The sequence below is a fragment of the Streptomyces sp. V3I8 genome, from assembly GCF_030817535.1.
In the GTDB taxonomy this organism is placed as follows: domain Bacteria; phylum Actinomycetota; class Actinomycetes; order Streptomycetales; family Streptomycetaceae; genus Streptomyces.
Genome location: NZ_JAUSZL010000002.1, coordinates 8,524,462 through 8,544,487, shown reverse-complemented (window position 1 = coordinate 8,544,487; position 20,026 = coordinate 8,524,462). Strand labels below are relative to the sequence as shown.

General features: G+C 71.3%; 21 protein-coding genes. 11 read left to right on the top strand and 10 right to left on the bottom strand.

The genetic code is table 11. From position 1 onward, the window contains the following. The first annotated feature begins 205 nt into the window (after positions 1–205). Entirely contained in the window at positions 206–1,024 is an 819-nt protein-coding gene (locus tag QFZ75_RS37705) for an SAM-dependent methyltransferase (RefSeq protein WP_307543928.1), read from the top strand. Positions 1,025–1,088: 64 nt separating this feature from the next. Here the strand turns inward: QFZ75_RS37705 and QFZ75_RS37700 are convergent, their stop codons facing one another. Together QFZ75_RS37700 and QFZ75_RS37695 are read right to left on the bottom strand one after the other, a co-directional pair. Further along, entirely contained in the window at positions 1,089–2,009 is a 921-nt protein-coding gene (locus QFZ75_RS37700; protein WP_307545064.1) for a helix-turn-helix transcriptional regulator, read from the bottom strand. A 115-nt stretch (positions 2,010–2,124) separates the two neighbouring features. Next, entirely contained in the window at positions 2,125–2,352 is a 228-nt protein-coding gene (locus tag QFZ75_RS37695) for a DUF397 domain-containing protein (RefSeq protein ID WP_307543927.1), read from the bottom strand. Positions 2,353–2,813: 461 nt separating this feature from the next. Here QFZ75_RS37695 and QFZ75_RS37690 point away from each other — a divergent pair, with 461 nt between their 5' ends. Next, on the top strand, positions 2,814–3,368 hold the full coding sequence (locus QFZ75_RS37690) for a hypothetical protein (RefSeq protein WP_307543926.1): 555 nt from the start codon (positions 2,814–2,816) through the stop codon (positions 3,366–3,368). 37 nt (positions 3,369–3,405) lie between these two features. On the opposite strand, the gene QFZ75_RS37685 is transcribed toward QFZ75_RS37690, so the two are convergent. The 3 genes from QFZ75_RS37685 to QFZ75_RS37675 form a co-directional block, all read right to left on the bottom strand. Then, on the bottom strand, positions 3,406–3,765 hold the full coding sequence (locus QFZ75_RS37685; protein ID WP_307543925.1) for a DUF6204 family protein: 360 nt from the start codon (positions 3,763–3,765) through the stop codon (positions 3,406–3,408). Positions 3,766–3,896: 131 nt separating this feature from the next. Beyond that, positions 3,897–4,646, bottom strand: a complete 750-nt coding sequence (locus QFZ75_RS37680; RefSeq protein WP_307543924.1) for a type 1 glutamine amidotransferase — start codon at positions 4,644–4,646, stop codon at positions 3,897–3,899. A gap of 135 nt (positions 4,647–4,781) precedes the next feature. Beyond that, a complete protein-coding gene (locus QFZ75_RS37675) occupies positions 4,782–5,228 on the bottom strand; it encodes an SRPBCC family protein (protein WP_307543923.1) in 447 nt (148 codons plus the stop codon). A 313-nt stretch (positions 5,229–5,541) separates the two neighbouring features. Between QFZ75_RS37675 and QFZ75_RS37670 the strand changes: the two genes are divergently transcribed. The 6 genes from QFZ75_RS37670 (at position 5,542) to QFZ75_RS37645 (ending at position 12,920) form a co-directional block, all read left to right on the top strand. Then, positions 5,542–7,950 carry an RICIN domain-containing protein gene (locus QFZ75_RS37670; RefSeq protein ID WP_307543922.1) on the top strand — a complete coding sequence of 803 codons (2,409 nt, stop codon included), beginning with the start codon at positions 5,542–5,544 and terminating at the stop codon, positions 7,948–7,950. Positions 7,951–8,388: 438 nt separating this feature from the next. Next, entirely contained in the window at positions 8,389–10,164 is a 1,776-nt protein-coding gene (locus tag QFZ75_RS37665) for an ATP-binding protein (protein ID WP_307543921.1), read from the top strand. A gap of 123 nt (positions 10,165–10,287) precedes the next feature. After that, a complete protein-coding gene (locus tag QFZ75_RS37660) occupies positions 10,288–10,707 on the top strand; it encodes a roadblock/LC7 domain-containing protein (RefSeq protein WP_307543920.1) in 420 nt (139 codons plus the stop codon). Then, positions 10,704–11,060, top strand: coding sequence for a DUF742 domain-containing protein (locus tag QFZ75_RS37655; RefSeq protein ID WP_307543919.1), 357 nt, complete (start codon positions 10,704–10,706; stop codon positions 11,058–11,060). Before QFZ75_RS37660 ends, QFZ75_RS37655 begins: the two co-directional genes overlap by 4 nt. After that, positions 11,041–11,658: an ATP/GTP-binding protein gene (locus tag QFZ75_RS37650; protein WP_307543918.1), complete on the top strand. Its 618-nt coding sequence runs from the start codon at positions 11,041–11,043 to the stop codon at positions 11,656–11,658. The genes QFZ75_RS37655 and QFZ75_RS37650 overlap by 20 nt, the downstream gene beginning before the upstream one ends. Further along, on the top strand, positions 11,655–12,920 hold the full coding sequence (locus QFZ75_RS37645) for a cytochrome P450 (RefSeq protein WP_307543917.1): 1,266 nt from the start codon (positions 11,655–11,657) through the stop codon (positions 12,918–12,920). Before QFZ75_RS37650 ends, QFZ75_RS37645 begins: the two co-directional genes overlap by 4 nt. Before the next feature lie 130 nt (positions 12,921–13,050). Here QFZ75_RS37645 and QFZ75_RS37640 read toward each other — a convergent pair whose 3' ends face one another. Beyond that, the gene (locus tag QFZ75_RS37640) at positions 13,051–14,277 is read right to left on the bottom strand and encodes a cytochrome P450 (RefSeq protein ID WP_307543916.1); all 1,227 of its coding nucleotides are present in this window, start codon (positions 14,275–14,277) and stop codon (positions 13,051–13,053) included. A gap of 616 nt (positions 14,278–14,893) precedes the next feature. Here QFZ75_RS37640 and QFZ75_RS37635 point away from each other — a divergent pair. After that, positions 14,894–15,082, top strand: coding sequence for a hypothetical protein (locus QFZ75_RS37635; RefSeq protein ID WP_307543915.1), 189 nt, complete (start codon positions 14,894–14,896; stop codon positions 15,080–15,082). A gap of 78 nt (positions 15,083–15,160) precedes the next feature. Here the strand turns inward: QFZ75_RS37635 and QFZ75_RS37630 are convergent, their stop codons facing one another. Beyond that, positions 15,161–15,967, bottom strand: a complete 807-nt coding sequence (locus QFZ75_RS37630) for a helix-turn-helix domain-containing protein (RefSeq protein WP_307543914.1) — start codon at positions 15,965–15,967, stop codon at positions 15,161–15,163. Positions 15,968–16,022: 55 nt separating this feature from the next. On the opposite strand from QFZ75_RS37630, the gene QFZ75_RS37625 reads away from it, so the two are divergent. Together QFZ75_RS37625 and QFZ75_RS37620 are read left to right on the top strand one after the other, a co-directional pair. Beyond that, positions 16,023–17,387, top strand: a complete 1,365-nt coding sequence (locus tag QFZ75_RS37625; RefSeq protein ID WP_307543913.1) for an MFS transporter — start codon at positions 16,023–16,025, stop codon at positions 17,385–17,387. A 151-nt stretch (positions 17,388–17,538) separates the two neighbouring features. Further along, complete coding sequence (locus QFZ75_RS37620; RefSeq protein WP_307543912.1) at positions 17,539–18,519, top strand: hypothetical protein; 981 nt, start codon at positions 17,539–17,541, stop codon at positions 18,517–18,519. A 21-nt stretch (positions 18,520–18,540) separates the two neighbouring features. Here QFZ75_RS37620 and QFZ75_RS37615 read toward each other — a convergent pair whose 3' ends face one another. The 3 genes from QFZ75_RS37615 to QFZ75_RS37605 all read right to left on the bottom strand — a co-directional run bounded on the left by QFZ75_RS37615 (position 18,541) and on the right by QFZ75_RS37605 (position 19,906). Next, entirely contained in the window at positions 18,541–18,723 is a 183-nt protein-coding gene (locus QFZ75_RS37615) for a hypothetical protein (RefSeq protein WP_307543911.1), read from the bottom strand. A gap of 63 nt (positions 18,724–18,786) precedes the next feature. Beyond that, positions 18,787–19,260, bottom strand: a complete 474-nt coding sequence (locus QFZ75_RS37610) for an NUDIX hydrolase (protein ID WP_307543910.1) — start codon at positions 19,258–19,260, stop codon at positions 18,787–18,789. Positions 19,261–19,405: 145 nt separating this feature from the next. Further along, positions 19,406–19,906, bottom strand: a complete 501-nt coding sequence (locus QFZ75_RS37605) for a MarR family winged helix-turn-helix transcriptional regulator (protein WP_307543909.1) — start codon at positions 19,904–19,906, stop codon at positions 19,406–19,408. Positions 19,907–20,026: the final 120 nt, after the last annotated feature.

Sequence of the window (20,026 nt, the reverse complement as noted above, 5' to 3'; positions counted from 1 at the left end):
ATGCCGGTCCCTTTGCCGCACGAGGCCGTGCAGCGCGGTGGTGGGCGGCAGGCCGCGACGACCACCCGCTGAACGGCTCGGCAGGAACAGTCGGTCGTTCATCCGAAAGGCTGGTTTCGCCGCGGACTGGCAGCCGCAAACGTCAACTCCCTAAGATGTAGTCCCTGTTAAGCCTGCAGTTGGCGCCTTTCGAACTGGGGGAACCATGAACACCGACAGGCCGCTGTCCAAGAACATCGACGCCACCGTGCCGACAGCAGCGCGCATGTACGACCACTACCTGGGCGGCAAGGACAACTACGCGGCGGACCGCGCGGCCTGCGAAGAACTCGACAAGGTCGTACCGAGCACCCGCCGGCTGGCGCTCAACAACAGGCGTTTCCTGCAGCGGGTCGTCAGGACACTGGCGACGGAGTACGGGATCCGGCAGTTCCTGGACCACGGATCCGGTCTCCCCACACAGGACAACGTGCACCAGGTCGCCCAGTCCATCGAGCCCGACAGCCGGGTGATCTACGCCGACAACGATCCGATGGTGCTCGTGCACGGCCGGGCACTGCTGGACCAGAACGACCGCACCGCGGTCATCCACGCGGACCTGCGGAGCACCGAGGAGATATTCTCCCATCCCGACACGCGGCGGCTGATCGACTTCTCCGAGCCGGTCGCCGTCCTGTTCAATTCGGTCTTCCACTGCATTCCCGACAGCGAGACCGACGGTCCGCAGGCCGTCGTCCGGCGCGTGGCCGAACGGCTCGCGCCTGGCAGCTTCATGGTGATCTGTCAGCTGGTCAGCGAGGACGCCGAGGTCCGCGAGTTCGTCACCAACTTCATGGACCAGGCGACACGGGGCCACTGGGGACGCGTACGGCAGGAGAAGGACGTCGCGGCGCTGTTCGAGGGAATGGAGATCATCGAGCCGGGGCTCGTGGAGGTCTCCACCTGGCGGCCCGACAGCGAGGTGCAGACCCGGCAGCTCTCGCAGGAGTGGATCGAGTTCGGCGGTCTGGGCCGGCTCCCCTAGGGCCTTCGCCCCGCTTCACCCTTCACTCCCCCCCCCCCGCCCCCACCCTGGAACGTGAGTGGCGCTACTCGGCCGGGTAGCGCTGCTCCATCGTGCTCCGCAGCAGGTCGAGGGTGTCGCGCGGTTCGAGGGCCTCGTCGGCCAGCCGGTCGAGCGTGAGCCGGTACTCCTCGGTCTCGTCGCGGTCCTCGAGGAAATGGGCACTTCTGATGTGCTCGAGGTAGACGACGTCGGGCAGGTCCAGGCCGCCGAAACGCAGGTACGTGATGGGGATGGCGGGCGCCGAGGCGTTCGTCACGTCGAGGGGCACGACCTGCAGGACCACATGGGGCCGCTGCGCCATGTCGATCAGGTGGGTGAGCTGCTCGCGCATGGCCTCCCGGCTGCCCAGCACGCGCAGCAGGACGGACTCGTCGACGACCGCCCACAGTTGCGGCGCGTCCGCACGGTCCAGCAACTGGGCCCGGCGCATACGCAGTTCGACCCGGCGGTGCACCTCGGCGGCCGGCGCGTTCGGCAGGCCCCGCTCCACCACGGCCCGGGTGTAGGCGGCCGTCTGCAGCAGACCGGGCACGTACTGGATCTCGAAGGTCCGGATGGCGGCGGCCGCCTCCTGGAGGCCCACCAGCCTCTCGAACCACTCGGGCATGAGCCGCTTGTCGTAACGCTGCCACCAGCCCGGCTCATTGGCCCGGTGCAGCAGCTTGAGCAGCACCGAGCCCTCATAGGCGTCGGTGCCGTACAACTGGAGCAGGGCGCGTACGTCGGCCTCGCTCGGAGGCTTGCGCCCCTTGCCCGACTCGATGCGCGAGAGCTTGGCGCCGCTGAATCCCAGCGAGCGCGCGGCCTGGTCCTGCGCGAGTCCGGCGTCCTCACGGAATCCCGCGAGCTGGACGCCGACCAGCATCTTCAGCAGAGTCGGCGCCGGCTCGGGACGGTCCAGATAGGATTCGAGTCGTGCGACGCGGGGTGACTCGGCGACCATCTTCGACTCCCCCGCGATGCGGCACAAGGACGTAAACAGTATCGCACTGGACGGTACGACCTCGCATCCCCGTTGAGTTACCGGGGAGTTGGGCGCGACATCCATGCCCCCGCCCTCAGAGCAGGTGGTCGAACTCTCCGTCCTTGGCGCCCGCGAGGAACGCCGCGAGCTCCGCGGACGTGTAGACGAGCGCGGGCCCTTCGGGGTCACGGGAGTTGCGCACGGCTATGCCCCCGTCGATCCGGGCGACCTCCACACAGTTCCCCTCGGCGGTGCTGTGCCGGCTCTTGATCCAGCTGGCGTCCAGCGCACTCGCCCGTATCCCGTTCTCCACCTGCGGCACTGAAATCTCCTTGCTGCTCGCGCACTTGTCACGTACCGGGCCGGGGGTTCGACGGCGCATCCTCGCGACGCCTCGGCCACCCCGCCTTCTTCGGCCAAACTTCACGCAATTTCCCGTGCAATTGCATGAGGACGGTCCCAGTGTGGATAATAACTGCAGCGCCGACAACCCCGGCCAGGGCATCACGTCCTGACCCCGCATCAGGGAGATGACGTGTCGCCACCTGCGCGTTCAGGGGTCCCGTCGCGGCGGACAGCCGCGTCGCGGACAGGTGGCCGAGGCAGATCCACCAGGTCACCGACGTGCACGCTCCTGGCGCCCCACCGGGCCGCCGTACCGGAGATAGGGCCCGCGCACGACGAACGGAAGGCGGACCGGCCCCACCGGAGGGGACGACCGCCCGGACGGCCAGGACGGGCCCGCCCTCACATCCACACGACCTGCCGGAAAGGCCTCACACCATGCATAGCGTTCCGCCGGACCAGTCGAGGACCGGGCAGCGGGGGTTTCAGCAGCCCGGGACGAAGATGGCGGCGAGCACGCCGCTCACCGGTATGGGCCGCATCTCCTGGAGCGAGATGCGGGACTCCACGGGCTCCGCGACGGCCATCCCCCTGCTCCTCAGCAGTGTCGCCTGGGGCAACGCGCAGACCGCGGCGGCCGCGCTCAAGGACCTGCGGGAACGCATCTGCCAGTACGGCTTCGTCGTGGAGCAGGCGACCGCGGCCACGGTTCCCTTCCTCTGGGAGCTCGCCCAGGCGCCCCAGGTGACCTGCCGGCCCCAGATCCTGCACCTGCTCAAGAACATCGCCGACACCCGGCAGTGGGAGAGCATCGCGGGCGCCTATCCGAAGCTGCTCAACCACCGGGAGAACCCGGCCGTGTGGGAGCGCGCCGCGCGGGAGGCGGTCCATGCCCATCAGGACGCGCTCGACGTGCTGATGTCGGAGGACGACACCGAGATCACGCACGCCACGACGGAACTCGCACGCACGCTCGGCAGGCAGACCTGCTGAACCGGTCCGTGCGTACCCGGGCCGGCCGGCACTCCCGTCAGACGTGCCTGCGGGCCGCCTCGCGCCGCTGCCGCTTGCCCGGCGGAGCCTGCGAGAGGTCCTCCGCGGTGGACCTGAGGTTCCGGTAGCCGTATCCGCGTTCCGTCAGCCAGAGCCTCGCCGCCGCCTCGGCACGCCCGGCCGCTTCGAGGATGTCCTCCTCCTCTTCGCCCGTGTCCAGGAAACGGAAGGTGAAGGCGGACCGTGCGGCGATGTCGTAGCTGAGGTGCCCCTCGGGCGTGAAGGCCGCGCGCAGTACGTCGTGCGCCGCGGCGTCGGCCGGCAGCGCCGCCCGCTGCCCGGCACCGAGCCCGTGAAAGACGCCACGGACGGTGACACGGAAGGTACGAGTGCTCATCGGGCGACCCCGGCGAGCGGGGTGGGCGGCCTTCCACGGGTTCTCGGGCACGGCCGGGCGCCCCTGCCCGCCTCCACCGGTTTCGCCGACTCCACCGGTATCACTCACTTCCCTGACGTCGCGCCGGACCGTCACGGCCGGATTGCCGGAACCGTACCGGAGGCGGCGTGCTCCCGGACCACCGCGGCGAAGGCGGCCACGAGGCGCCGGGCGGCGCCGGCCGATGCGGGCTCGGCGGCCAGGGCGCGGGCCCGCAGCCCGGCCAGGTCGATCCCCTCGTCGGCGAGCGCCGCCTCGTCCCAGCGGACCAGCCGGTCGGCGCCCGCTTCGGGATGGAACTGGACGCCCCAGGCGCATGCGCCCACCCGGAACGCCTGGACGGGGCACGCGTCGCTCGCCGCCAGGTGGACGGCGCCGGGTGGCAGCGCGGTGATCTGGTCCCGGTGGTTCTGGATGACGGGGAAACGGTGGGGCAGTTCCCGGAACAGGGGGTCGGTGGCGGCCTCGGCCCGCAGGACGACCGTGCAACTGCCCCGCTCGGGTTCACCGTGGCAGCCCCGGACCGTACCGCCGGCCGCCAGTGCGAGCAGCTGGGCGCCCAGACAGATGCCCAGCAGCGGCACACCGTCCGCCACGGCCCGCAGGGCGAGCGCCCGTTGGGCCGGCAGCCAGGGGGCGCGGGCGTCGTCGTCCGGCAGGAACCCGCCGCCCAGCAGGACGACCGCCCCGAATCCGTCGGCGCGGTCGGGCGCCTTCGCCCCTTCGACCTCCACCAGCGTGATTCCCTCGTCGGCGAGCCAGGACGGCAGCCGACCGGCCCCGCTGCGCGCCGCGTTGCGCACCGCGAGGACACGCACCTCCGTGCCGGACGCCACCGTCACACCTCCACCCTGGATTCCGTGCGTTCCGCCGGTTCCGTGCGTTCCACCGGTTCCGAAGACCGCGCAGGTCCCGCTCATCGTGTTCGTCACGCCCGTTCCATGATGAGGGGCGCGCTCATCTCACGACGCCTCACCTCACGACGCCTCGACGGCCGCCTTGATCCGCTGTCCGAACGCGGGAGCGTCCTTGCGCGCCGCGCCGCCCGCCAGGGGCAGCAGCAGTTTGCCGATGCCGTGGCCCTCCAGCCGGTTGTGGATGCGGACGCGGGTTCCGCCGCCCGGCGCCGGCTCCAGGTCGTAACCGCCGTCGGCCGCGGTGACCAGGTTCCGCGACCGCTCCGTCCAGCGGATCCGGCTCGGGGCGACGAGCTCGGTGATCTCGAACTCCCGCCGTGTCGTCATGCCCGCGTCCTTCACGGTGCTGCGGAAGACCGTGCCGACGGCTGTCGGCCCCTCCGGCTTCTTGTCGATGCGCTGCACCCGCGGACTGAACTTCGGATCGTTCGTGCCGTCCGCGAGGAAGGCGAAGACCTCGTCGACGGGGCGGTCGATGTCGACCGTGGCCTCGAACTGGGTACCCATGGGTTCTCCCGGGATGTCGGTGGCCGATGGCCGGTGGCACAGGTCCCGGCGCCGCCGGGACCGCAGGTCCACGCGTCGGAGCGGGCGGCCCCACCATACGGCGCCGGACCCGGACACCGCAGGGACAACAGGCATGTCCTTGTCAACTCGTTGAGTCGTTTCCCTGGACAGGTCCCGCAGGCCGTGCTGTGATGCCGCAAGCCGCCTTTCCAACGTTGTACAGCCTCTGTTCCGCCGCGCCACGGCCGACGTCGGACTTTCCTCCACGGCGGTCGCCGGTGGCCACTTCCTCCCCACGACAGGAAGCAGTGACATGCCGATCAACAGACGCAATCTGCTGCGCACCAGCGGCCTCGCACTCGGTGCGGGCGCCGGTGCCGGCACCTCCCTGATGAACGTACGACCGGCCGCCGCCGCGCCGCGGACCGCCGCGCCCCAGGTGGCGGACGACGCCTTCCGCCGGCTGAAGCCCGGCAGCATCGTCCCGCGCGGCTGGCTGGCCGGTCAGCTGCGTCTCCAGCTGGACGGCCTGTGCGGCCGCCTCACGGAGAAGTCCCACTTCCTGGACTTCGCCACCAGCGGATGGGTGCATCCCGAGAACAACGCCTGGGAGGAACTGCCGTACTGGCTGCGCGGTTACGTCCCGCTGGCCGCCGTCACCCGCGACACCGCCGCGCTCGACCGGGCGCGGCGCTGGATCGACGCGGTCCTCGCCACCCAGCAGGCCGACGGCTTCTTCGGGCCGCGCGCACTGCGCACCGCGCTGAACGGCGGCCCCGACTTCTGGCCCTTCCTCCCCCTCCTGCAGGCGCTGCGCAGTTTCGAGGAGTTCACCGGCGACACCCGCGTCGTCCCCTTCCTCACCCGCTTCCTGCGGTACATGAACACGCAGGGCAAGGGCGCCTTCGACACCAGCTGGGTGTCGCAGCGGTGGGGCGACTGCATGGACGTCGCCCTGTGGCTGTACCGGCGGTCACCGGAGCCCTTCCTCCTCGAACTGGTCGACAAGATGCACGCGTGGGGAGCCGACTGGACCGGCGCCCTGCCGAACGCGCACAACGTCAACATCGCGCAGGGCTTCCGCGAGCCGGCCCAGTACGCCCAGCGCTCCGGCTCGGCGGAGCACACCCGCGCCAGCTACCGCACGTACTCCGAACTGCTCGCCGCACACGGCCAGTTCGCCGGTGGCGGCTTCGCGGGCGACGAGAACGTCCGGCCCGGTTTCGGTGACCCGCGGCAGGGCTTCGAGACCTGCGGTGTCGTCGAGTTCATGGCCAGCCACGAGCTGCTCACCCGCGTCACCGGGGATGCGCTGTGGGCCGACCGGTGCGAGGAACTGGCCTTCAACATGCTGCCCGCCGCCCTCGACCCCGAGGGCAGGGCCGTGCACTACGTGACCAGCGCCAACAGCGTGGATCTGGACGACACCCCGAAGACACAGGGGCAGTTCCAGAACGGCTTCGCCATGCAGTCCTTCCAGCCGGGCATCGACCAGTACCGCTGCTGCCCGCACAACTACGGCATGGGATGGCCCTACTTCGCCGAGGAACTGTGGCTCGGCACACCGGACGGCGGACTCGTCGCGGCGATGTACGCGGCCTGCCGGGTCACCACCCAGGTGGCCGGGGACACCACGGTCACCGTCACCGAGGACACCGACTACCCGTTCGGCGAGACGGTCGACTTCGTCGTCGCCACGCCGCACCCCGTCCGCTTCCCGCTGCTGCTGCGGATACCCGGATGGTGCGCGGCCCCCCGGCTCCAGGTCAACGGGCGGAGCGTGGCGGCGCAGGGCGGCCCGGCGTTCGTACGCGTGGAACGGGTGTGGGCCGACGGCGACCGCGTCTCGTTGCGCCTGCCCCAGCGCACGGCCGTACGCACCTGGCCCGGGAACCGGGACTCGGTGGGTGTCAGCCACGGGCCGCTCAGCTACGCGCTGCGCATCGGCGAGAGGTACGTCCGGTACGCCGGCGACGCCACCTTCCCCGAGTACGAGGTGCACGCCACGAGTCCGTGGAACTACGGGCTCGTGCCCGGCGGCGCCCTGGAGGTGCACCGGGCCGCGGGGCCGGTCGCCGCCAACCCGTTCACCCACGCGGCGACGCCCGTCTCGATCACGGCGGAGGCGCGGCGCGTGCCGGAGTGGATCGCCGACGACGAGCATGTCGTCGCACCGCTGCAGCAGAGTCCGGCCCGGTCCACGGGCGCGGTGGAGCGGGTCACGCTCGTCCCCATGGGCGCGGCCCGGCTGCGGATCGCGTCCTTCCCGACGGCCTCCCCCGCCGGCACGCCCTGGGAACCCGAGCGGCCGTACCGGCGGATCCGGAACAAGCACAGCGGCAAGGTGCTGGCCGTGGACGGCATGTCCGCGCAGAACGGCGCCCATGCCGTCCAGTTCGACAACTCGGGCACGGGGGACCACGCCTGGCAGGTCCTGGACCGGGGCGAGGGATGGTCCCTGATCCGCAACGGCCACAGCGGGAAGGTCCTGGGGGTCGACGGGATGTCCACGCAGAACAGCGCGCACGTCGTGCAGTACGAGGACAACGGCACCGACGACCACCTGTGGCAGTTCGTCGAGAAGGAGGACGGCTGGTTCCTCATGCGCAACAAGCACAGCGGGAAGGTCCTGGGAGTGGACGGGATGTCCACGCAGAACAGCGCCCATGTCGTGCAGTTCGACGACAACGGCACCGACGACCACCTGTGGAGGTTCGTCTGAGCCGACGGGGCGTCCTCACAGCGGACGAACCAAGTCATCACCGTTTCTGCGAAAATGACGTCGGGCCCACCGCCGCACCTGTCGCATCGTCAGCCAGGGTTGAAGTTACTTGGCTGAAAATGAACCCTCCGGGTCCGAGGTGACGAAGTCTCGAACACGGCGAGGACGGCAAAGCGCATGAAAGCGCCGACCGCGGTACGCCGTGGATCAGCCGACTTCAACTCAGTTCACCTACCACACAGTGGCGGCGTGGAAGTCATTTCTCGACGAAGTGAAGTCGGCCGGGGGATGAGCCCTTCGGTGGGGCCCGTGCGCCTGATGGGGTGACTAGCATGAGCGGCGTGCTTGATCGGGAAGACGGCCTCCCGTCTTCCAGGTTCTCGGCGATGTTTCAGTCGTGGACGTACCCCCTGCTCACACGGACCGAGGGACCGCGGAATGTCAGTGCCTGCTCGCCCCCGCCAGCGCCGATCCGCGCAGAAGACGGGTTCCTCCCCAGCTGCGTTCCCCGCGCTCCTGGTCGTCACGGCCGCGGGGGCCGGAACGGCCGTCGGCCTCGCTCCCGACGGAGCCCGTCCGTGGGTGGCGGGCACGGCGATCGCCGCCTGGTGCTGCAACGCGGCCGTCGTCGCCTTCACCTCCGCCCGGTTGCGCCTGGCCCACCGCCAGACCCTGTCGCGTACCGGCGAACTGGAGATGACCAAGAACAACTGGGCCCAGCACGGCGCCGAGACGGACCAGCTGGTCAACGTGACCCTGCCGGCCATAGCCAAGCAGCTCAGCAAGGGCGCCGACGCCGAGAAGGTCCTCGCCGGGCTGCCCACCCCCTCCGACCCGTATCTGCGCCGGATGCTGCACGTCTTCACCACCGAGGTCGCCGCGTCCGCCCGGCGGACCGCCGACGCGCAGGCGGACCTCGACATGATGCGGCGCGAGCTGGACCGGGGCACGGCGGAGCTCGAACGCCTGACCAACGAGACCCTGCCGGCCGCGGTGACCCTGCTGCGCGAGGGCAGCTCCGCCGACACGGTCCTCGCCAAGCTCGACTGGCCGAGCGTCCCGCTGCTGCGCGCCCCCGCGGAATCGTTCATCCGTGAACTCGCGTACGCCGAGCGTCGTTCCGCGGCCGCCCAGGCCGCCTCCGCCAAGGCGCTCAGCCGGGTCCAGGCCAAGACGGTCGGCATGCTCGCCGACCTGAGGGACATGCAGGATCGTCACGCCGGGGAGATCTTCGGCGATCTGCTGCGCCTGGACCACAGCACCTCCCAGCTGGGCCTCATGACCGACCGGCTCGCCCTGCTGATGGGCGGCCGTTCCAGCCGCGTCTGGAACAAGCCGATCGTCATGGAGAGCATCCTGCGCGGCTCCGTCGGCCGGATCGCCGCCTACCGGCGCGTACGTCTGCACAACTCCAGCAAGGCCTCCATCGCCGGCTTCGCGGCCGAGGGCGTCATGCACCTGCTGGCCGAGCTCATGGACAACGCCGCCAACTTCTCGCCGCCGATCGACGAGGTCCACGTGTACGTGGAGGAGCGCAGCGCGGGACTCGTCGTCACCATCGAGGACAGCGGCCTGAAGATGTCCGACGCGTCCATGCGCCGGGCGGAGGAGGCCGTGTCGGGCAAGGTCACCGACCTCGCCTCGCTGCAGGGCACCCGGCTCGGGCTGAGCGTGGTGGGGCGACTGGCCGCCAAGCACGGCATCAGCGTCAACTACCGTCCCTCCTCGCGCGGCGGCACCGGCGTCGTCGTACTGCTGCCGCCGCAGGTCGTGGCGCAGCAGCGCGAGCCGGTCGCCGCCGAGCGTCCGCAGCGCGCCGTACCGGCCGCGGCCGCAGCTCCGGCTCCGGCTCCGGCTCCGGCTCCGGCTCCGGCTCCCACGGTCGAGGAGACACTTCCGCTGCGGCCCGAGACGATCGCGCCCCCGCAGGAGGCACCCATCGCCGACATCCCCCGCAGGCGTGGTCCGGCCACTTCGGGCGGGCTGCCGGTCCGGGCCCCCGGCCGCACCATGGCCGAGGCGGAACAGGGCCGGGCCGACCGGAAGGCCTCCGAGCCGCCCCGCACGCCGCTCGTGGACGGAGCCGGTCCGGCCCGGGACGCCGGAAGCCGGTTCGGTGCCTTCCACCGCGGCCGCCAGGCCGGCGGGACCCCCGGCCCCGCCGCTCCCGACGACGAGGCCGGATACGGGACCGGGTCCGGGGTGGACCACTAGGAACCGGCCCCTCCGCACAGCTCAGGGCGCCTGCGCCCACCCCCGCACTGTTTCGCCGTACCCCGTTGGATTGGAGGAACGGGCCGGGTGACCACCTGCTGGTCGTGACCCGTCCCGCCCGTCATGGAGACCACTGACAACAGCCTCACCTGGCTCTTGATGAACCTCTTGGAGCGCACGCCGGGCACCCGCCACGCACTCGTCCTGTCACGGGACGGGCTGAAGCTGTGCTGGACGGACCACCTGACGCTCGACCAGGCCGACCAGCTGGCGGCGATCTGCTCCGGCATCCAGGCCCTCGCGCAGGGCGCGTCCGTGGAGTTCGGTGACGGAACCGGCGGCGTCCGGCACTCCATGACCGAGTTCCACGGAGGCCTCCTGTTCATCGTGGAGGCCGGCCAGGGCGCGCACCTCGCGGTCGTCGCCGAGGAGGCCGCCGACCCCGGTGTCGTCGGCCACCAGATGACCGAGCTGGTGGAGCAGATCGGCGAGCATCTGCGGGCCGAGCCCCGCACGCCCGCGGCCAGGGGTGCCTCGGCGTGAGCCGCAAACCCGTGGACATCGGCGACCCCGACCGGCTCTACACGGTCACGGGGGGACGCAGCGAAGCCGACGACGCGTTCGACCTGGTCACGCTGATCGTCAGTGAGTGCGAGCCCGCCGCCGGGATGCAGTCCGAGCACACCCGGATCCTCGAGATGTGCCGGCACCCGACGGCGCTGGTCGAGATCTCGGCCGAGCTCAAGCTGCCCATCACCGTCGTACGGATCCTCCTCGGCGACCTCCATGCCATGGGCAAGGTGAGCGCCCGTCACCCCCGCGCGGCCGAGTCCGTCGCGTCCCTCCCTGAAACCGCCCTGCTCCAGGAGGTCCTCCATGGGCTCCGCAACCTCTGAGCTGCCCGCCCAGCGCACCCCGCTGGGCGACGCCGCCGAGACCGGCCTGAAAATCGTCGTCGTGGGCGGCTTCGGCGTCGGCAAGACCACCCTGGTCCGCTCGGTCAGCGAGATCCGGCCGCTCAACACCGAAGAGGTGATGACGCAGGCCGGACAGGGCGTCGACGAGACGGCGGGGGTCGAACGGAAGACCACGACGACCGTCGCGTTCGACTTCGGGCGCATCAGTCTCAACCAGCGGATGGTGCTCTACCTGTTCGGCGCACCGGGCCAGGAACGCTTCTGGTTCCTGTGGGACCGGCTGTTCTCCGGCACCCTGGGCGCCATCGTCCTCGTCGACACGCGTCGCATGGAGGACTCCTGGTACGCGATCGACCGGCTCGAGCACCACAAGACGCCGTTCGTGGTGGCGGTCAACCGCTTCGACGACGACGAGCGCCCGCACTCGCTCGACGAGATACGTCAGGCGCTCGCTCTCGGCGAGCACGTGCCGATGGTCGACTGCGACGCCCGGGTGCGGTCCTCGGGCAAAGAGGTCCTGATCACGCTCGTGGACCACCTCTACGCAATGGCGCTGGCCCAGGAGGGGACATCGTGAGCGATTCCACCGGCTCCCCGTCCGCGGGCACGCCTCCACCGGGCTGCCCCGCGCACGGCTCCGCCGTACAGCTGGGCGGTCTGGAGTACCAGCAGACGCCGTCGCAGCTGTACCGCACCATGCGCCGGGAGCACGGGGCGGTGGCGCCGGTCGTGCTCGACGGCGGCATCCCCGCCTGGCTCGTCCTCGGCTATCCCGAGGTCAGCTATGTGACCAGCCACGACGAGCTGTTCGCACGGGACTCCCGGCGCTGGAACCAGTGGCCGAACATCCCGGAGGACTGGCCCCTGCTGCCGTTCGTCGGCTACCAGCCGTCGGTGCTGTTCACCGAGGGCGCGGAGCACCAGCGCCGGGCCGGCGTCATCACGCAGGCGCTGGAGGGGGTCGACCAGTTCGAGCTGGCCCGCGAGTGCCAGTCGATCGCCGAGCAGCTGATCAACTCGTTCGCCGGCAGCGGTCAGGCCGAGCTGATGAACTCGTACGCGCACGCCCTGCCGGCCCGTGCGGTGCTGTGGATGTGCGGTATGCCGCAGGGCAGTGCGGACACCGAGCAGCTCGTCGACGACCTGCGGATCTCGCTCGACGCCGGTGAGGGCGACGACCCGGTGGCGGCGTACATGCGCGTCGGCGGGCGCATCATGCAGCTGGTGAAGGAGAAGCGGGACCGTCCGGGACCCGACGTCACCTCCCGGATGCTGCAGGACCCGGCGGGGCTCAGTGACGAGGAGATCGTGCAGGACCTGATCTCCGTCATCGCGGCGGCCCAGCAGCCGACCGCCAACTGGATCTGCAACACCCTGCGGCTGCTGCTGACCGACGAGCGTTTCGCGGTCAACGTCTCCGGCGGCCGGGTCAGTGTCGGCGACGCGCTCAACGAGGTGCTGTGGCTGGACACGCCGACGCAGAACTTCATCGGCCGCTGGGCGGTGCGCGACACCCAGCTCGGCGGACGGCTCATCCGTGAGGGTGACTGCCTCGTCCTCGGCCTGGCGGCGGCCAACACGGACCCGCAGATCTGGCCCGAGTCGCACGTAGGCGCCGAGAACTCCTCGCACCTGTCGTTCAGCAACGGTGAGCACCGCTGCCCGTATCCGGCTCCGCTGCTCGCCGACGTGATGGCGCGCACGGCGGTGGAGACACTCCTGGAGCGGCTGCCCGACCTGGTACTGGCCGTCGATCCGGAGGAGCTGACCTGGCGTCCGTCCATCTGGATGCGGGGACTCGCGTCCCTGCCGGTGCAGTTCACCCCGGCGGCGCACTGAGGGACTGCCGGCCGGTTGTGTCCCAGGGGGTTGTCGGCGACGCCGGCAGCCCCCTGTCCACGTCCCGTGCGGGCCGGCAAGATCGCTTCCCGGCCCGCACGGGGCGTCGGGGGCGGCGCCGGTCGTGCGCTCAGTCGGCGGCCGGGGTGAAACGCACCGGCAGGGACTGCGGGCCGCGCGTGAACACGCCCTGCTCGACAGGGTCGTAGCCGTCGGCGAGGCGCAGGTCGGGCATGGCGTCGAGCAGTTGGCCGAGGCCGATCTCGACCTCCGCCTTCGCGAGCAGCGCACCCACGCAGAAGTGCCGTCCCAGCGCGAAGGCGAGGTGGTCCGCGGCAGCGGAGAACGCGGACTTCGTGGTGAGGTCGGTCCGGAATATGTCGAAGCGGTCGGGGTCGGCGTAGCGGCGCTCGTCCCGGTTGGCGGCCCCGATGAGGCATGTCACCGTCGCGCCCTTCGGGATGGTGCCGCCGGAGACCTCGACGTCGGTGGCCGACTGCCGCATGATCATGTGGACCGGCGGGGTGTAGCGCAGCGTCTCGGCGAAGGCGGCGGGGATCAGGCTCCGGTCCTCGCGGACGGCCGCCAACTGCTCCGGGTGCAGGAGCAGATTGGCGAGGATGCTGGCGATCGCCTTGTCCGTGGTCTCCCCGCCGGCGGCGAGCAGCAGGCTGCAGAACGCCTTGATGTCCTCGTCGCTCATCCGGACACCGTCGACCTCGGCGGCGCAGAGCGTCGACAGCAGGTCGTCGCCCAGGTTGTCGCGCCGGTCACGGATGATCGGGATCATGTACTCGGCGAACTCCCGGCGGGTGCGCTCGCCCGCGGCGGTCACCTCGGCATCGCCGGAGAGGTTGCCCAGGAAGGCGATGACGGCCGTGTACCAGCCGTGGAAACGGGCGTGGTCGGCCTTGTCCAGGCCCAGCATGTCCGCGATGACGTTGACCGGGAACCGGGTCGCGTAGTCGCTGACTATGTCGGCGGAGCCGGTGCGCCGGAAGGAGTCGATGAGCGCGAGCGAGTTGCGCTCGATGACCGGCAGGAACTTCTCCTGCAGGTCGCTGCCGCGGAACGCGGGGGCGACGAGGGCGCGCCGCACCGCGTGCTCCCGGCCGCTGAGCTGGAGGATCGTCTTGCCGTGGACCGGCTCGAGCTGCCAGTCGTAGTTGTCCGTCGTGAACTCGGACTTCTTGTCCTTGAAGACGCGTTCGACGTCGTCGTAACGGGAAATGATGTAACTCTGGGTCGCCTCGTGCCAGATCAGGGGGTTTTTCTCTCGCATCGCCGCGTATGCGGGGTAGGGATCCGCAGCGAACTCGGGCGAGAGGATGTCGGGCACCTGCTGGGCAGTGGACACGGAACTCCTCTTGATAGACGCGTGTCGTCGAGGAACAGGTTAATGATCTTTCGATGGCTCAAACAGTCCAGTCCTGGCCGAAGTTGAACACCAGACCATCGTGTGACGAGCCTGCCCCCTGATCCCGCGATCCGCCACGGGTACCTCCTGAAATCCGATTGTTTTCGGCCGTTCCGTCGAAATCCGGCGTCCGTTTCCCCGCCGGGACGACGACGGTGCGTCCGGGGTCGCGTCGCCGCTGCGCGGAGCGGCGAACAGTTTTGGCCATGACGCATACGACACGTGTCAGGTCGGAATCTGCCCGGACGGGGCCCGCGGACCCCGTCCACCTCGACGGCGCGCAGGTACCGCGTAGGTACGTTGACAGCGCCGGGGCTCGAACGAGCGGGGCCGGGGATGCGCGACACGGTTCCGGACGGCCGGTACACCCTCACGGAACGGATCGGCGCGGGCGGCATGGAGGGATCTGGCGGGCCAGGGACGCTCGGCTCCAACGCACGGTCGCCGTCAAGCCGTTGAGCTGTCGGCGGAGGCCACCGGCGCCGGGCGGGAGCGGCTGCTCGCCCTGTTCGGGCGGGAGGCGCGGGCCGCCGCCGCGCTCGACAGCTCGTACGTCGTGCCGGTCTTCGACCACAGCGGCGAGGACGGGGTGGCCACGCACCACCTGACGCCGCCGGGCATCCCCGGTTCGCGCGACTTCGACCCGTACGGGACCGGGAAGCACGGCGCCCCCGACGCCGCCCGCGCCCTGCTCACCGAGCTTTACGAGAACGTGTCGCCGCTCAACGCGTATGTGAGCGGGTGACGGCCGGCGGCCTCCTCCACGAGACCGATGGGTTCCGGCGAGCGCCGGTGAGTACCGGCGCTTACCGGTACGCGCGGACTACGCGCCGGAGCCGACGCGGTAGGTCCCCGGTGTCTGTCCCATCGTGCGGCTGAACGTGTCGATGAAGGCGCTGGTCGTCGCCCACCCGCACCGCCGCCCCGTCTCACTGACGTTCGCTCCTTCCGCCAGCAGCACCATGGCGTGGAAGACCCGGACGTTGGTCCGCCACTGCGGGTAGGTCATGCCGAACTCGGTCCTGAACAGACGGGTCAGGGTGCGCTCGCTCACCCCGATGCGCCGGGCCAGCCAGGCGGCGGCGCGCGGCCGTTGCAGATCGCCGGTCACCAGCGCGCACGCCTGCCGCAGCAAAGGACTGGCGGGAGTGGGCAGCGTCAGCGGTTCGACGAGCGCGCGGCGCAGCCGGTCCCGCAGGACGGCCCGCAGGCGACGTGCCTCCGGTCCGGGGAGGGAGGGTTCGCTGCACGCGATGATCAGCTCACGCACCAGGGCGTCCACGGCCATGACGGCCGGCGTCCGGGACCTGAGCAGGGTGTCGTGGGCGGCGAACCCGAGGGTGTGCACGGAGCTGTGCCCGTGCACCCGGTGCTCGTGCCAGGTCTCCGCCGGGATCCACATGGCGCGGGCGCTGGACGCCACCCAGGACGCCTCGCCCGTCTGCACCGCCAGCACGCCGGCGCTGACGTAGAGAAGCTGGTGATACCCGTGCCGGTGACGTCCGATGACCTCACCTGCGAGATGGGCGTGGGTGGTGTCCCTGGGCTCCGCGGACACCTTCTCCGGCCGATCGCGCTCCGCCCGGCCGTTCCCCGTCTGGTCCTTCCCCGTCTGGCTGTTCTGCGACATATGACGGCAGAATAACGGAAGCGGCACACCGTGCGGTCCTGCCAGCGTGATGGCCATGTCCACGACGCCGCACGGCCAGCCACCCGATCACCCCTCCGCCTCCCCTCCCTCCCTTCCCTCCCTTCCCTCGCCTCTCCCGTCTCCTCCGCCGGAGTCCCGGACGGCCTCCGGTCTGCGCGGCGTCGCACTCGACACCCGCCCCCTGGCACACCCCGTCTTCCGGCGCCTGCTGATCGGGCAGAGCGCGGCGTACGTGGGGACCATGGTCACGGCGGTCACCATCCCGGTGCAGGTGTACGAGCTGTCGCACTCCTCCCTGTCGGTGGGGCTGACGGGACTGGCCGGCCTCGTACCGCTCGTGGTCCTCGGCCTGTACGGGGGCGCCGTCGCCGACCGGTGCGACCGGCGCGTGCTCTACCTGGCGTCGGCGTCCGTCACCTGGGCGATCACGCTGGCGCTGCTGCTCCAGGCGGTCGCCGAGCTGCGTTCGGTCCCGCTCGTCCTGGTCCTCGTGGCCGTCCAGGCCGGTGCGTTCGCCATGTCGTCCGCCGCCCGCGGCGCGATCATTCCCCGCGTCGTTCCCACCCACCTGGTGCCCGCCGCGAACACGCTGTACTTCACCGCCGGCAACGCCGGGCAGGTCGCCGGTCCCCTGGTGGCCGGCGCCCTGATCTCCCTGCCGAACGGCTACTGCTGGGCCTACGGCGCCGACGCCCTGCTGTTCTCCCTCCTGCTGTACTCGGCCCTGCGCCTGCCGTCGATCAGACCGGCCGGCGCGGGAGCCGGAACCGGCGGCCTGCGCCCGGTCCTGGACGGGCTGCGCTTCATCGCGGCCGCTCCCGTGCTCTGGATGTCCTTCGCGGTCGACATCGCGGCGATGACCCTGGCCATGCCCACCGCGCTGTTCCCGGAGGCCGCACATGCGCGCTTCGGCGGAGGAACGGGCCTGCTGTACTCGGCCATCGCCATCGGGTCCGTCGCCGCCGGACTGTTCAGCGGATGGATCGGCCGCGTACGCCGTCAGGGCCGGGCGCTGGCCCTCGCGGTCGTCGCGTGGGCGGCGGCCATCGCGCTCGCGGGCACCGTCCGCAGTCTCCCGGCCGCCGTGCTGCTGCTGGCCGCCGCCGGTGCGGCGGACCTGGTCAGCGCGGTCTACCGCGAGACCGTCCTGCAGACCTACGCGCCCGACGCCCTGCGCGGCCGTCTGCAGGGCGTCTTCACCGTCGTCGTCGCGGGCGGTCCCCGTCTCGGTGATCTGCGCGCCGGGGCGATGGCCTCCGCCACCGGTCTCGGCCTCGCGTGGACCGGCAGTGCGCTGCTCTGCATCGTCGTCGTCCTCGCCGGAGCGCTGCTGGTCCGGCCGTTCTGGCACTACGACGTCGCCGCGGCGCCCGGCACCGACGCGCACCGACAGCGCTAGGGCGTTGTCGGTGCGGCATGCGAGTGTTCAACGGTCGATGCGGGAAAGTCTTCTACCCAACTACCGTCCGGGATCGCCCTGTTGCTCCGTTCACGTGCCGCGGTTCGCCGATCCCCCCATCCGGTTCCGAACCCCGCTGCCCAAGGAGCACATGATGCAGGAACGGCCCGAAGACCTCCCGGCACAGCCCGAGCCGCAACCCGAACCGCAGGCCCCGGCCCCGTCCGGATCCACCACTCCGCCCGGTTCCGCCGCTCAGCCGACGCCCCGGTCCGCGCCGACGCCGGAGCCCGCGAGCCAGTCCCAGGCGCACCACCAGCCGTCCTCACCACCGAGACCCGAGAACGCGCCGGACTCCCCGTACGCGGCCCCGCAGCCGGGTGCGCAGCCGGGTCCGCAGCCCGCGAACCCCTACGGGCCGCCTCCCGCCCAGCCGCCGGCCCAGCACTACGCGTACGGGCCGCCGCCGGGCCTCCCCCCGCAGTCCGGCGGCAGGACCGGTGCGGGGCGCGCGGTGCTGTGGGCGGCGGTGGGAGCGGTGGTCGCCTCCGCGCTGTGGGCGGGCGGGATCCTCCTCTTCCTCGACCCGCTCGGCGACGACCCCGAACTGGCCGGGTACCGGGCCAGGACCAACCTCTGCTCCTCGGTGGACTACACCGCCCTGAGGACCGAGTACACCGAGGAGGACGACGCCCCCACGCACAACGCGCTGAAGCACAAGGCCCTCGACCAGAGCTACTGCAGCATCTCCCTGAAGAAAACGTCCAGTTCCTCGTACTCCGACGCGTATCTCTCCGTGCAGATGGACCTGCACAAGGAGACCGACCCCTCCGCCGAGTTCACGGCCCTGTGGTCCGAGTACCACCAGCGGTACGAGGACTACGAGGTGGAGGAGGTGTCCGGGTACGGCGACGAGGCCTACCTGGTGACCGAGGACACCACGTCCGGCTCGTCGACCGGCGGCAGCCGCGCGGTCATCCTCGCGGTGCGCGACGGCTGGATGACGTACCAGATGAGCTGGAGCGTCTACACGACCTCGTACGAGACGACCACTCCGCCGGCGATCGGCGAGGTCTCCCGCTGGGTCAAGAGCGACACCCGGTCGACGCTGGAGAACCTGCGCTCCGGATGACCGGCCGGGCGGCCGGCCAACTCAGGCGGTCCGCCGCGCGGCCTTCCACGCGCGGCGGTACAGCCCGGGCGCGTCGGCGAACGAGACGTGGCGGGGGCGCCGGCCGAGCAGCCGGTGGGCCCTGGCACTGCCGACGGGTTCGTCCTGGTCGGCCGGCCGTCTGCGGCATCCCGCCGGCCCCGGCGGGCTCCAGGGCGATCTCACCGGTGCACCCCGCGGCCCGGACGGCGGCGGACCACCGCCCGGCCACGGCGTGACGGACCGGGCTCACCCCGCGCGCCGCTCCTCCAGCAGGCGCACGTAGTCGGTCAGGATCGGCCGTTCCGGACTGATCAGGGTCGGCGGGAGCTCGTCCGGCGCGAAGAACCGCCACCGCGTGTTCTCCGCGGTGTCCAGCGACAGCACGGCACCTTCCGGGAACGCGACCAGGTAGGCGGCGGTGACGTTGTAGATCTCGTCGCCGTTGGGGTAGCGGTAGTAGCAGGACGCTCCGGAGTACACGCCGAGCAGCTCCAGCCGGCCGACGGTCAGTCCGGTCTCCTCCAGCACCTCACGCCGGCCCGTCTCCTCGAAGGACTCACCGGGCTCCATGATCCCGCCGGGCAGGCCCCAGCCGCCGGTGTCGGCCCGGGCCAGCAGCAGGATCCCGCCCTCGGGGTCGGTGACCAGCACCGAGGCTCCCGGCAGAATGAGCGGCTTCGTGCCGACGGCCCGACGGAGTGCCGTGACGTAGTCGTCCATGGTCCTTGCCCCCTCTGCCGTGGTGCGGGGACCGCGTCGCGGATGCACCGGTACAGCAGATCTACCCGTCCGACCGGTCGTACGCGCACGGCCGGGCCGGCGCGCGCCCGCGCCGCCCCCCGGTCCACGCCCACCGCACCCGGTCCTAGGACCCCTCACCGTCCGGGTCCGCGCCGGCCGGTCCCGGGCCGGCCCCGTCCGCAGGGGTGAGCGTGAGCACCGGCGGTTCCCCTCGCGGTGCCTCCAGCGCGGCGCGCAGGGAGTCGGTGGCCCGGCGGCCGATCCGCCGCGCGAGTTCCTCCTCCAGCGCCGCGAGGACCGAGACGACTTCGAGGTGCGCCGCCGCGCCCTCGGCGGTCCGGCGGATCAGTCGCCGGCGGGCGGAGGACGGGTCCGGGCCCTGTTCGAGGAGACCCATCCCGATGAGGCTGTGCACGGCCTGGTGGGCGGTCTGGCGGGTGACGCCCATGCGCCGGGCCAGTTCGGAGACCGTGGTGCCCGCCGCGTCCAGTGCGGCGAACAGCTGGGCCTGGGTCGGCGAGATGGGTGCCATGCCCGCCCGTACCAGCGTCGCCACGAGCGCCTCCTCGAACCAGCGGCGGGCGTCGAGGAGCAACTGCGGAAGGGGGGTGCCGGCGGCGTTCATCGGTTCCTCGGGACGGGTGAGCAGGGATTCCGAGCTTAGAGGCTGCGCACGGACCCCGGTCCGGGGATTGCCAGGCGGCCGATCCGTATGTCAGGCTGCCTGACATCAACGCACCGCCGT